The 14,044-nt window shown below is 50.9% G+C and carries 6 protein-coding genes and 1 other RNA gene; 3 read left to right on the top strand and 4 right to left on the bottom strand.

The window, feature by feature from the left end:
* Window positions 1–3: 3 nt before the first annotated feature.
* Together Q399_RS0112295 and Q399_RS0112290 are read right to left on the bottom strand one after the other, a co-directional pair.
* Window positions 4–345 carry a YraN family protein gene (locus Q399_RS0112295; protein WP_031568873.1) on the bottom strand — a complete coding sequence of 114 codons (342 nt, stop codon included), beginning with the start codon at window positions 343–345 and terminating at the stop codon, window positions 4–6.
* Window positions 342–2,225: a penicillin-binding protein activator gene (locus Q399_RS0112290; RefSeq protein ID WP_157836287.1), complete on the bottom strand. Its 1,884-nt coding sequence runs from the start codon at window positions 2,223–2,225 to the stop codon at window positions 342–344. The genes Q399_RS0112295 and Q399_RS0112290 overlap by 4 nt, the downstream gene beginning before the upstream one ends.
* 140 nt (window positions 2,226–2,365) lie before the next feature.
* Between Q399_RS0112290 and rsmI the strand changes: the two genes are divergently transcribed.
* Window positions 2,366–3,223, top strand: a complete 858-nt coding sequence (rsmI, locus tag Q399_RS0112285; protein WP_031568866.1) for a 16S rRNA (cytidine(1402)-2'-O)-methyltransferase — start codon at window positions 2,366–2,368, stop codon at window positions 3,221–3,223.
* A gap of 184 nt (window positions 3,224–3,407) precedes the next feature.
* A complete protein-coding gene (locus Q399_RS0112280) occupies window positions 3,408–8,345 on the top strand; it encodes a tetratricopeptide repeat protein (protein ID WP_031568864.1) in 4,938 nt (1,645 codons plus the stop codon).
* Between the two features lie 188 nt (window positions 8,346–8,533).
* Here the strand turns inward: Q399_RS0112280 and Q399_RS0112275 are convergent, their stop codons facing one another.
* Window positions 8,534–9,106 (bottom strand): porin family protein, encoded by a 573-nt coding sequence (locus Q399_RS0112275; protein WP_031568862.1) that lies wholly within the window; start codon window positions 9,104–9,106, stop codon window positions 8,534–8,536.
* Between the two features lie 160 nt (window positions 9,107–9,266).
* Between Q399_RS0112275 and rnpB the strand changes: the two genes are divergently transcribed.
* An RNA gene (gene rnpB, locus Q399_RS21745) (RNase P RNA component class A) lies at window positions 9,267–9,631 on the top strand.
* Between the two features lie 97 nt (window positions 9,632–9,728).
* Here rnpB and Q399_RS0112270 read toward each other — a convergent pair.
* Window positions 9,729–13,745 carry a S8 family serine peptidase gene (locus Q399_RS0112270; RefSeq protein ID WP_031568860.1) on the bottom strand — a complete coding sequence of 1,339 codons (4,017 nt, stop codon included), beginning with the start codon at window positions 13,743–13,745 and terminating at the stop codon, window positions 9,729–9,731.
* Window positions 13,746–14,044 lie beyond the last annotated feature (299 nt).

Raw genomic sequence — 14,044 nt, 5'->3', positions numbered from 1 at the left:
TCCTTAAAATGCATTTTTCAGCCAGCTGAACTGATAAGGCGCATCGCCTTCAATCGCCAGCACATCAAATCTTGCAGCGCCACGCCACTGCTTTTGTTGCAGATACCAACTGGCGCTCAGGCGCAACTTCTGTTGCTTCGCCGTGGTCACCATTGCTGCGGCGCTGCCAAAAGCACTGGATTGGCGATATTTCACTTCAACAAACACCAGGCAGTCGCGGTCTTTACAAATTAAATCCAGCTCGCCAAAGCGACAGCTGACATTGCGGGCCAGCAACTGTAAGCCTTGCTGTTGCATATACTGCGCGGCAAGGGTTTCAAATTGCTGACCACGCTCGCGGCTCACGGCGCTTTTTTATCCACCAGCTGCAGCTTGCCCTGACGGTACTGTGCCAGTGTTAACTGCCGCTGAATACTGTGGCCATCCGCCAGGCGTAAACTGCCGGTCAGGCCATGATAGGCCATGGCCGGGAACTGTTGTTGTTGCTTCAGGTGACCCACCAGCATCAGCGCATCGTGGCCCATCGCAAACAAGCGTTGCAGTTGTTCTTCCTGTTCGGCAAACAAGTTGTCAAATTCCTGCCGCAGCGGCGTGGCTGTTGCCGCTTGTGGTAATAACCACGGCATTTCGGTCATGGTCAGGCCGGCCAAATCGCGTTGGTCGGTTTTGTCGACTTTCAGACTGTGGCTGCGCGAACTGGTAAAAATTGGCAGCCGGCGTGCGGTCGGGCTAACGGTGACGTCAATAAAAGGTTTAAAAAAGCGCGTCTGCACCGGGTCGGCAATCAGATAAATTGCGTCGATGTCCTGGCGGCTATGTAATTCGGCTTTGATCGACTGGCCGATTAAACGGTTGATTTCCTTGGCTCTTTCTTCGCTGGCTTCGGCTTCGAGGAATTTATTAATCAGAGCCTGCAGTTGTTCCTGCGAGCCGTAACTGTAAGTTTCAACCGCGCTGCCGCCGCTTTCACTCCAGCGGCTCTGGAAATGCTGCGCCATGCGCTGGCCAATCGGATTGACCGCATAAATCAGCACCGGGTGCTGATACTGGCGCTGACGGAACACCTGCACCATCTGCGCGGCTTCATCCTCCCAGGCCAGCGCAAAGAAATATTGCTCTGCTTTTGCCGGCAAATCGCCTTTACCGTTTAAAAACAGCGTGGGCCATTGCCAGTCCGGCAGTTGCTGGATTTTGTCGATGTCCTCGCGAAGCAGCGGGCCAATCACAAATTGCACCTGCGCAGCCGCCACTTCAGCCTGCAGTTCGGCGGCCGGCTTGGCTGAATCAATAAAAACTAAAGTGCGTTTTTGTTTGGCGGCCGCTGCAGCCAGACCGTATTGCACGGCATCACCGAGGCTTTTCAGCGGGCCGGATAATGGCAATAACACTGCAATTCGTTCCGGGTTATAGGCTGGGGTTTGACTGAGTAACTGCACGTCTTTGGGCAGTTTATCCAGCTCCGGTAACATCGGATGGCGTTGTTGCCAGTCAGTCAGCGCCTGTTGAATGGCGAGCTGATCACCGGCAAAACCCTGGGTTAACTGCAGTAATTCCAGCCAGGCCTGCGCCCGTGGATGTTGTTGTGTGCCTAATTCCTGCAGTTCAGCGCCGGATAATTTCACCAGCTGCTGCCAGAGTAAATCCTGCGCTGTGCTGTCGGCGCTGTTGCCAAGCCAGGCGTCCAGCGCCAGCAAAGTTTGAGTGGCGCGCACGTTATCATCCTGCTGGCGATAATGGCCGGCCAATACAAGGGCAAAGGCCTGGCGGTCGGCTTCCGGCACGTCGGTCAGGCTGATTTGGTTGGCCAGCTGCTCGGTCAGCGCCAGCTGTTTGTCAGCGATTGCAGACTGTAGCAAAGGTAAAAGGTTCTGCGCGCGGATTTGGCTATACAGCGATTGTTGTAACTGATAACAAATCGCCAGCGTGCGTTTGGGGTCGGTGGCGAGCGCGGCTTTGGCCTGCGCCAGCAGTTCGCGTTGCAGCTGTTCGTCCTGGTCCTGCGCCACCGGTAAGGGGTCAGTGTCGACCTGCTGATAGCTGACTTCCGCTTGTTCAGTCGACAGCGGTTCAGCAACCGCTTCGGGTTCCTGCGGTGCGGTTTGCACCGGTTGCACTGGGGCTGTAGCGACCGTTTGTACCGGCGCCGGCGTGCTGCCACAGCCGGACAACAGACCAAGGCCGAGCAGCAAGGATGTTAAACGAAGCGGGAATTTGCTGGATTTCACAATGCGCAGGTACAATAGCTGATTGAATGGCCGTTAGTTTATACCATTTGTCCGGACCGGTCATCCCAAGAGCGTGCCACGATGAATGCATCATTTGACCGGCTGCTGAGCTATTAACTGTTGATTACCGGGAATGCCTGATGTCTGCCTCTGAAGCCGTTTTATACATTGTTGCCACGCCTATAGGCCATCTGGATGATATCAGTCAGCGCGCGGTAGCCGTGCTACGTGAAGTTGCCTGGGTCGCCGCTGAAGATACCCGTCACAGCGGTAAGTTGCTGAGTCATCTAGGAATTTCGGCTCGGTTTTTATCTTTACACGACCACAATGAAAAACAACGCGCTGCCAGTCTGGTGGAAAAAATCAAAGCAGGGGAGAACGTCGCACTCATTAGTGACGCCGGCACCCCGCTGATTTCAGATCCGGGTTATAGCCTGGTCCGCTTGTGCCGCGACGCCGGCGTCAGAGTGGTACCCATCCCCGGCCCTTGCGCGCTGATTGCCGCTTTATGTTGTGCCGGTTTACCGACAGATAAGTTTCATTTTATCGGCTTTTTACCGGCCAAATCCGGCCAGCGTCAGCAGGTGCTGAAAGACATTCCGTCAGGCGTCGGTACGGTCATTTGTTACGAAGCGGCACGCCGGGTTATTGATACGCTGCAGGATGTGATTGCTGTGTACGGCGCTGAGCGCGAGCTGGTGCTGGCGAAAGAGCTGACCAAAACCTTTGAGCATTTTGAACACGGCACAGCGGCACAAATTATCGCCTGGCTGGAAGAAGACCCGCAGCGCTGTCAGGGCGAAATGGTGCTGATGATAGCGCCGCCCGCCGAAAAAGCCGCCGATGATATCAATCCGGTCGCGCAGCAGACACTGCGGCTACTGATGGCGGAATTGCCACTGAAAAAAGCCGCGGCGCTGACAGCAGAAATTCATGGCGAAAAGAAAAATGCCTTATATAAGTTGGGGCTGAGCTGGAGTGGACATACTTCTGACTAAAGCGGTTTAACAGAGTAGTCGAAATCGCTAGCTTGAATACAAAATATAATTTCAATCAGCAATTGTTTAATAATGGTTAACCAATGTGTTTTTTGTGGGTTATATTGACGTTGTTCGGTTAAGACTCCTCTGTTAGTGTTCGACAAGCACTACAACAAAAAATCATGAAAAGCAGGAAATTGTCATGGATTTGACGCTTTCGACCCCGCATGTTGATCTTTTAATCGACATCAAAGCACTCATCAAAAAAGACCAATATCTCAGCGCTTTGGAACTGGCAGAGTTGCACTTTGGCCCTTGGCAACAGTGGCTTGGATCTGAGCAGATTAAAATTGCTATTCGTGTTTTAAGCCATTTGGGGAACGATCGCGCGAGTACTGCGCTGCAGCTAAAAGGCTGGCGACGTTTTCCACAAGACCCAGACTTCTGCCAGCACTATCTGTTTCATCTGCTGAGTTCTCATGGTCCCATAGTGATGGAGCGACAACTACAGCGTTATCGCCTCTTGCATGGTCAAGGCGAGAAAGGAGAGTTAGACAATATTCTGGCTGACGCCCTTTTGCTGTTGGAACGAAAGGATGTCGATGGCGCCGAATTGCTGATAGATGAAGTGTTACAGCGGCAACCGGATTATCTGTGGGCACGTCGTCTTAAGGTGAGTTTGTTTGATACCCGCGAAGATCGAGCTGCATATTTAGCTGCTGCCGAGGCCTTGTTTGCAGAGCGGCCGGTGCTCTCAACACTGAACATGTGGGTATCGGCGCTGCGAAAAAATCAGCAGTTAGAGCAGGCGTGTGAATTGCTTTGGGCGCACGCATCGCGGTTTCAATCAGTTCGCCCATATCGCCAACTCATTACCCTTTGCCAAAAGCTAAACGATTTTGCCGGAATGGCAAAAGCGCTTGACTGTTATCAAGCCCTGTTGCGGCATCCTGACCGCGACGAAACCACTATTCTGGCGGCCGCAAAAGCCAGGCTTGCGTTGCATCAGGGGGATTTACTGCTGGCGCGCGAGCAGATGGCTCAAACTCAGGGCAGCCATTACCAGTTATTGCATCACCACCTTCAAGCGGCGACTGCTGACGATATCTATCCTGTGGTCTTGCCGGTACCGCATGAGCAACAGGGACATCTGACTTGCGCGCCTGCGACTATGACAGCGTTATGTCGCTATTTTGGTTATCCCGTTTCACAACAGGATATTATCCAAGCCATTTGTTATGACGGTACACCGGATGTTCTGGAGCGGCGCTGGTTAACTCAGCATGGTTTTTGTTTTATCGAACGTTCGCTCACTCCTGAGCTGTGTTATCAGTTGATTGATGCGCAGCTGCCTTTTGCTTTTGTCACCACCAGCGGTAGCACCTCGCATTTACAAGCTGTTATTGGCTATCACAAAGCGCTTGGTGTGGCGCTGTTGATGGACCCTGGGGTTGATACACCAGTGGAATATCTATTGGCAGAGGGTTTGGCGGATGAACAAGCGGCAGGTGCTCGCGCTTTAATTTTCGTGCCACAAGAGCAAGCCAATCGTTTGTCACCCTTTTATTGCGATGAGGTGCAGCTGTTTGCGTTGTATGCGGAATATCAGCAAGCAGCTACGGTGCAGGATATAGTGCTGATGAAGCACAGCATAGCCAACATGGAAGCGCAGTTCCCAACCCATTTGCTGACCACCATGGCGCGACGCTCATTAGCGATTGAACTTGAAGATGAACGTGCGATTTCTGAGTTAACCTTGCAACTGCTGGCAATCTTCCCGGACTCGGTGCCATGGCGATTGTCTTATGTGCAGAGTCTCCTTACGCAAGGGCACAATACGCAAGCGATCGATTATTTACAAAACGAACTTGCTGTTCGCCCCCATACTGATTTGCGTTTACGCCTGTTCCGCATGATTTATAGTTTGCAGCCATATCAATGGTTAACGTTAAAAATACGGCAACAACTGGAACGTTTTGGTAGCTACAACGCGCGGGTCTACGACGCTTTAGCGGACTATGCATGGCAACAAAAAAACTATGAAGATGCGACACGCCACTATTATTTCGCCTGTTGCCTGGACGATACTTATATCGACTATTTTGAGTCGTATTTTAAAGCCTGTCGTTTTTTAAATCGTCCAGATGTTGGGCTTGCGCTAGCACAGGGCCAGTTCAATAAATACGCAATACGTTCAGTGCAGCCTGCTAAGTTGTTGTATCAACTGTATGCTCAACAAAAACAATACCGACAAGCCCTGCAAATACTGGAGCAGGCAAAACAATTACGACCTGGCGATCCCGCAGTGTACGAATTTGCTTTAGGCGAGTTGTTGAATCAAGCACAAGTGGAAACCTTTGACCAATGGGGCGATGCGGCGTCAGCATTATTGCCTGCTAGTCGAATGCATTACTGGTATGGTCGGCGTGCTGAGTGGCATGGCGATTTGAGCCAGGCCGCTGAGCATTATCAGTTGCTTTTTGCGCAAAGCCCCCTTAACTACCAGTTGGCATCCCCGTATCTTCGCACGTTGAAAGCCGCAGGGATGCAAGACACCTTATTAGCACAATTGGGAAGTCTGGCGCTGCAGGCCGAGCATTATCCGGTGGTGCTGGATTATCAGGCAAATTTCCATCCGGAGCCTGCAGTGCGTAACCAGGCTGTTGCGACCTTGGCTGCGTTGTATCCTTATCATGTTGGTCGTCAACGAGAGTACATCCGTTGTTGTTTAGATGAATTGCGGCTAGACGATGCGTTGATGCGCGCTGAGCAGCTGGTTGCGCATCAGCCGGATCATATTGAATTCAAAGTACTCTTGGCCCGGGTGCTCAAAGCTATGCAGCGTCTGGAGCAAGCTGAAGTGTTGCTGCGGCAAGTATTGGCTGAGGATCCCGATCACGATGACGCCAGTACATTACTGTTGCGTTTGCGCGTGAGCACAGCGTGGAAACAGCAGCAGATCGACTTTTTGCTGGATCAACTCATCAGTCACACGCTCTATGGCAACGGCATATTTGATTGTTGGTTCGAAGGGCAACAAGTGATGACACCGGCCCAGCGAGCTCGTTTGATTAACCAAGTGGTCAAACCCAATGTGCATTTGTGGCAAAGTCGGCTGGTGTGGGCTTGGTCACTGCAAGCCACTGATTTGCCAGCCGCTATCGCTCAGTTGGAACAAAGCTGTCGGGATTTCCCTTTAATGCCGCGTCCATTTGTTGAGCTGGCCCAACTATATCGTCTTAACCAGCAAGTGGATGAGGCTATTTCGGCGTTTGAAACCGCGCTGACGTTAAATCCATCCTGGTTCTTTGCCTCGCGTTTATTAGCAGAATGTTTGGCAGCTCAAGGCCGTTATGCTGAGGAAGTCGAGGTTTTGCAGCAGGCGTTGCGGCATGACAGCGCTGACGCTGTTTTGCATGGCTTTCTGGCCGATGCCCATAAGCACAATCAGCAACCAGAGCTGGCAGTTTTGTGCCTCCAACGCGCGGTAGCGCTTGACCCTGATTATATCTGGGCCTGGCGTTTTTGGTTTGAGCTAGTCAAACAGGATGCGGAATCTCTGCAATCGCTACAGAACGCAGCCTCTACTGCGGTAGAGTCTCATCCCTTTGCTGTGGGGCCTTTGCGCATCTTAGCGGAGTGTGTAGATGACCCTGAGCAAGCATTGGATTTTTTAAAGAAGGCGATCGCACGTCAACCGCAGAACGACAGTGTGCATCATGAGTTCCTGATGCAGCAGTTAACACTCGCACACTATAGCGAGGTATTCGCACATTTAGCGCACTATTACCCAACCGAGCGGCCACTACTGATTTTGGAGTTGCAGGCGCGCGCACATGTCGAAATTGGGCAGGGGCAGGCCGCCGCAGATCTGTTGGCCAATTATCTTCGCCATGCTCACGACGATGTTTGGTATTACGGCAAACTATTTGGGTTGTTACAGCAACTTGACGACAAAAAGCAGTTGGCTGAATTTGCATTGTTGTTGATCGAGCGGGAGCCTCATGATGCTGCCGCGTTGTGCCGCGCAGGCGAAGCGCTCGAGGGTCTCAAACTAGTCCAGTATCAGCGTCAAATCACTGATAGTTATCAACGTGCGTTTGCGTTAAGGCCTGCCGATCAATATATAGGTTTAACGCTGATTGATTGGCTGCATCAGCAAAAAGATTGGACTGCGGCGGAAGAAGCGCTGACGCAATTATGGCAATATTCCCAGGATGGTTGGGTACTATCGCGCCGGGTAATCAGCGCTGCAGCTCAACAGCATGCAAGTTTGTTAGAGTTGTGGCAGCAATTGCTACAGTTCAATCTTGATAACCACTGGGTGTACAACACCCCGCTCAATGCTGCGGGGCAAGCGAAAGCGGCAATGTTGGACTTGTTGCAGCAATATTTAGTGCAAGGCTCGGATGCGATGGGGCGGGTCTACGCCGAGCATATGCTATCTTCACAGCAAGTGATGCTGGAGCAATTTTTGTTATCAGCACCTCTCTCGGCGGGGGTCGCTGGTGCCTGGATTGGTTATTTGTGGCATTTCCACGCTATTGAAAAACGCCCGGTACACAGCATGTTTGAGCAGCAGTTTAATGCCTGGCAATTCTGGCCGGATATTTTGCTGGTCGCGGCGGAAATTTGTAATGCCCATGCACATTGGTGGACGACATTACAACTATTGCAAGCTGTGCCTGCTGAGAAGCAAAGCATGCAGCTGAATTATAAACAGTTGATGGCATGTCTTGCTTTAGGGCGTATCGATCAAGCCAGGCAGCTTGCCGCTCATGCAGCTGAGCAGGAGCGTGATGACTTTTTTCACAATATTTTGTTGTGGGATTTGGCGCTGCAAGGCTCAATAGCTCCAACCGACTTTGATTTAGCTACGCAATTAAATCCGGCCGAATTGACAGAGATTGAGCAATGGGTATGTCAATTGTTGGTGCATTTGCATGATATTCAGCAGCAACAACTCGTTGGCAAAGCGGCATTAGTAAGAGTCAGCCAATGGCGCCGAAATAGACCACCATCAGCGAGTTATCTACATCTTGCATGGTTAAGAAAGGTGCTTTTGTCACAGAGAGTGAATGGTTTAGGTCATGACTGGTGGTCGAGAATTCAACTTGCAGTCTTGTTTGCTCGATTATGACTAAAATCTTTGGTTGTTTTCGGACTGATCGTGTGCGGGACTTTGCCCACAATGCGCGTCACGAGTTGGCTTAAGTAATCTAAATTTCTCTAATAGACAGGCTGCTGACTCGGCTTAGCTTCTCTTACGCGTCATATAAGATGTAAAAAAGCGCCGCAAGGCGCTTTTTAGTATCCAGAGCAAGGTTATCAGAACGCGTAGCTGGCAGTAAAAGTCAGCGCTTTAGCGTCTGCGTTTATGCCGGTACCGGTCAGGCGGTCATTTAAATCTTCTTCCGGTAACCATTGTTGTTCTACTGCGACTTTCCATTGTGGTGTCAGCAGATATTCAACACCTGCCGCATAACCGGCGCCACTTTGATCAAAACGAACTGCATAACCGCCGCTGCCGTTTGGCGTCACACGCATTTCGTAGTTTGAACGCACGTGGCTCAGGGTGGCATAAACGCGTACTTGTTCCAGTACCGGGTAGTGTGCCCGCAACTGAACCTGGAACTGGCTGTTAACTTTCACTTTGACCGGGCCCAGTTCATCCGAGTTGCTGTCTTTCAGCGCGCGGCCTTCCAGAGCAAAGTAGTCGGCGAATTCATAACCCAGTGCCACACCAGTCATAGCTGGTTCGAATTTGGCATTGCCGCTGACTGTATTGATTTTCAGCGTATTGGATTGCAGGACCAGACCTGCGTACAACGGATTTGCCGATTCAGCCTGAACTGCACTCGCTGCCAGCAGCAAAAAACCTAAAACAGATTTATTTAACATCTTTTATATATCCTTATAAAAATAAAAGCGCGCCATATTACACAATGAGTGTATTTGACGAAAGTATTTATCTTTGTTCGCGGCTGAAACGGCTTGAACCGGAGAATAAGCACCGAAAGCTTGCTGCGTTCTGCTGAAGATCTGCGTATAATCCGCGCCGTGAGTTGGCCAAGGCAATCGCTGCCTGCGCAAGCAGGGGGAGGAAAGTCCGGGCTCCACAGGGCAGGGTGCCAGGTAACGCCTGGGGGGCGCGAGCCTACGACCAGTGCAACAGAGAGCAAACCGCCGATGGCCCGCAAGGGATCAGGTAAGGGTGAAAGGGTGCGGTAAGAGCGCACCGCGCGACTGGTAACAGTTCGTGGCACGGTAAACTCCACCCGGAGCAAGACCAAATAGGCCCCCTTTGGCGCGGCCCGCGTTGGGGGCGGGTAGGTTGCTTGAGGCTTACGGCGACGTAAGTCCTAGAGGAATGATTGCCACTCTGGCAACAGAGCACAGAACCCGGCTTAACGGCTGACTCACACTTCATTCCAAAAAAACGGCGCGGCAGATTTTCTCTGCCGCGCCGTTTTTTATGCCCGTATCGATCAGTTTCGACCGACACAGGCTCACTTAGCCAGAGTTACACCAGACGGTGTGGAAATCGCCGGACGCCAAGCAATAGCAATCCCAGCCACCACCAATCGAGACTGCCACCGCCTGAACTGCCGCTATTACCTGAGGTATCCGTGCCGGTATTGCCACTCGTTGCCGGTTTGTCTGCTACTGTCGGGTTGGTATTGCCCTGATATTCCTGCAGCGCGGTTTTACCATCGTTGTCGGTATCTGAAGCTGCGTCTGCCGCGCTGAGTGGGTTCAGGCTGTATTTGGTTTCCCATCCATCTGGCATTCCGTCATTGTCGGTGTCTGCTTTTGTCGGATCCGTTTGTGCTTTGAATTCAGCGCTGTTGATTAACTCGTCTTTGTCAGTATCAGTCCCGGCATCTGCTGCGCTGAGTGGATTAAGCGCATATTTCGCTTCCCAGCCGTCCGGCAGACCGTCGGTATCTGAATCCGCTTTAGCCGGATCTGTGCCGGCTTTATATTCTGCCGAGTTGATTAACTCGTCTTTGTCACCATCCAATGAACCATCAGCGGTCAGCAGCGGATTCAATGCATTTTTCACTTCCCAGCCGTCCGGCATCTTATCCAGATCAGTGTCCGGTTGGTGCGGCAGAGTGCCCAGCGTGATTTCCTGCTGGTTGGTTAAGCCGTCTTTATCGACATCACCCGTTAAATCATTTTGGGTCGGATCCATCTGATAACTCAGCTCCAGGATATCGCTAATGCCATCATTGTCATCGTCAGCATCTTTATAATCGGCCAGCCCGTCTTTATCCTGATCTAGCAGTTTGGCTGCTGTCGGATCGCCGGCCACGAAGGCATTTGGAATAATCATGCTGTAGTTAGTGCCAGTGTCATTGGTTGTCATGATCTGAAGCGGGATCAGCAGTGCCTTATCCGTGACACTGAATTCTGCCCGCCAAATCGATAGGCTGTCAGGATTGGCAGACTGTTGCTGCAGATTCAGCGGATGCCATTGGCCACTGTGATAAATCGCCGCTGCCGGAATTGTGGTGTTTGTGGCACTGATTTGCACCCAACCATTGCCGTTCTGCAGCTCCCGGCTATTTTTCTTGCCGCTGCCAATGGTCAGGCCGCGTATACCACTGAAATAACCCTGTTTAACATCTGTCCAGTTGATTCTGGCCATGCCTTCGTTTGCTTCGCCCCATAATTGGGTAGTGAAGCTAAGACGTGCACTGAGGTGTTGGCATTTTTTATCAAATTCGTAGCTGTTAAATATTCCCCCCTTTTTTACTTCCTGTTCCGCGGCAAAGTCGCAGCGCAAATAAGAGGATGCAGCGGGTTTGTTTTGCAATTCGGTTAACCTGATTTCGTGTCCTGCAAAGTTATATTCTCTCGTCGTGATTTCGATTTTTGGTTCATCGGCTGCACCAAATTGCATATGCCGCTGCCAGCCCAGATCTGTACTCAACAGCTGGTGTCCGACCATATTTACATCACGATATCTATGTCCTCGGCTGTATGTATCATTAACAAACGTATAGTAATCATCGATATAGCCTGTTCCGCCTCCGGGTATGAAGCGGAAATAATCTGAAACGATTTGATTGTCAGCATAATCAATATGATATTTACCGACCCCAAAAAAGGGGGCCAGCGTAATTCCGTCGCCGTACCAGGTTAAATTTGCAGTTTCTCCTGGATTTGTTTCGGCAGCCCGAAAGCCATATCCGCCAACCCGAAGGCTGCCTTTCATCCATGGGTATTCAATAGTATTTAATTGTGTGTCTACAAAATATCCAATAGTGAGACTGGAAACTGTGCTGGCAACAGGTAATTCAGATTGTTGTTTATTCATGTTACGGGCATCAAGCTGCAGGTTCTCACCTGATGTCACTCCGGACAGACGCCGAACCGTCGAATAAATACTCACTTGATTTTTGACTACGACTGGCGGATACCAGCTGCCGGAAATTGCTATTTGATAATCAGCAGACAAGTCAGACAGATACAGGGCTTTATCTCCCAGCATGCTAACCGATAGACCCAGCCAATTTTTTTGTGGATATAAACGATTGTAATAAATCGATTTAGTCTTATGGCGCAATTCAACAGCTTCTAATCCGCCAGTAATACTCGTTAAATTAACAGCGTTGCCTTGCTCATCGTTTATTTGGCTCATTGCAAATTTGTGTCTGGCCAAAGCCGGGTCCAGATTAACAGTGTTGGCACTGTTCACAGACTGCTTTTCCAATACCACCAGTTTCAGCCGGTCATAATCCAGATACTCGGCGATATAGTCGTATGTGCCGGCCGTCAAACGAATGTTTTGACTATTAAACGCATAGCCGTTGTAAATCCGTTCGCCGGAATCATTGAAAATAACCAGGTTATTCAGATGCTGGCCCGCGGTATTGATAGTTTGATTGTGATAATCCATCAACGCCAGCGGCATACGGTACTGATTGCTGCCGTCTGATAACTGCAGGACCAGGCCTTGCATCAGGCTATTGGATTGCGACTGATACTGACTGGTATTCACCTGTATCTGCAAGCTCACTTCGAGCGTGGCGCCGGCAGCAATCTCTGCGTCAGCTGCCAGTGATGTTTGCAGGCTGATACCAGCCGGCAGGGGCGGTAGCGTCAGTTTTAATTTTTTGCTGCTGTTAGCGTGATTAAACAGCGTGAATTTGCGTTCGGCCTGCCATAGGCTCTGACTTCTGTCCAGTTTGCCAAAGGACAACGATTGCGGCGCAATTGTCAGTGCAGCTTGTGTCGCTGTGAGTACATCGAGCCTGCCACTGCCTTGTTCGGCGACGGTTGCACCTATGTCTTTGGCCTGACTCATTAACAAAGACTTGATCATCGCAGGGGTGCGAGTGGGTTGTTGTTGTTTTAGCAAAGCTGCCGCGCCTGCGACATGAGGCGCTGCCATCGATGTACCGCTTTTGTACTGAACCTGATTGCCAGGGGTGGTAGACAAAATCTCGTCACCTGGGGCTGCTAAATCCGGTTTGATAAACAGGTCAGTATCGGCGGGGCCATATGAGCTGTAACTTGTCATCTGATCGGTTTTTGTCGTCGCTGCCACAGTAATGGCAAGCTCAGCATTAGCCGGAGCACCCAAAGCGCCGTAGGCCCTACCGTCATTTCCTGCCGAAGCCACCACCACAATACCGGCTTTGACGGCATTGTTAGCCGCGATAGTCATCGGGTCATCTTGTGTGCCTGGGCCGCCCAAACTTAAGTTCACCACATCCAGCGCATCTTGGGTCAACGGGTTCTGGTCCGGGTTGGCCGCCCTTTCCAAAGCCTGAATGACACCTATGGTTGAACAATAGTAGCTACAGACCCGGTAAGCATATAAAGTGGCATCTGGTGCTACACCCGGCTGACTATCGCTTTTGCCGGCGATGATCCCGGCGACGTGTGTGCCGTGACCGTCCTTATCCTGTGGATCGGCGTCGTTATCGTAATAATCGTAGCCGCCGGCGACTTTACAGCCTTCACCAAAGCAGCCGCCCAATTCCGGATGGGTATAGTCGATACCACTGTCCAGGACGCCAATCCGCATCCCCTGGCCTGTCAGATTTTTTTCCGTGTTGTTAGTTAATTTCCACACCTGATCGACCCGGATCAACGGAATGGATTCGCGGCGATGTAATTGGATCTCTCGGTCTGGTGTGATGCTTTTGATGCCTGGGTAGGAACGTAATAATGCCACATTGGCGGGATCTGCAGTGACCACAAGACCGTTCAGCAGCAATTGTGTGCTGTCGAGCACTTCACTAATCAGCCCCTGATTCTGCAGCACACTGCTGAGTTCAGTTTGTTGCTGTAGCACCTGATAAGTGGCCTGCATTAATTGCGGAACCGGTATGTTGTTGACCGTCAAAGACTGTGTTGAGGCACTCGCTATCATTTCAGGTAACACCGCAGATTGCTGCAGTTCAATCAAATAGCGTTGCTGGCCATTCGGGAGCTCCCTGATTGGTTCACGGACCTTGCTGCCATCAGGTTTTGCAATAATCCGGTATGCGGTTGCAGTATCGCCGGAGGTTGGTTCTGCCATGGCAGAGAGCGGCACATTGAATAGAGCTGCAGGAATCAGACATAGTCCAAGCAATTTCGCGGAAGAAACATCAATCCTTGGGTACAATTTTTTTCCTTAATGGTTAAATTGTGTCAGCAGATTCACCTATGGTAAATGAAATGTAATTTGTATTGTAGAGGAAAATTTAACAGCACTGTCGCGTCTGATCTCTGCCAGATAGTCGCTACTGTTTTATCCACGGAACCGCGCTTATTTGCGACCAAATGCTGCCCGTTCACGACCAGTCACCCAACTAAATATTTTGTTGCATTTAATCC

It is taken from the genome of Rheinheimera texasensis DSM 17496, from assembly GCF_000711985.1.
GTDB classification, from domain to species: Bacteria; Pseudomonadota; Gammaproteobacteria; order Enterobacterales; family Alteromonadaceae; genus Pararheinheimera; species Pararheinheimera texasensis.
This window is presented reverse-complemented; position numbering and strand designations above follow the sequence as displayed.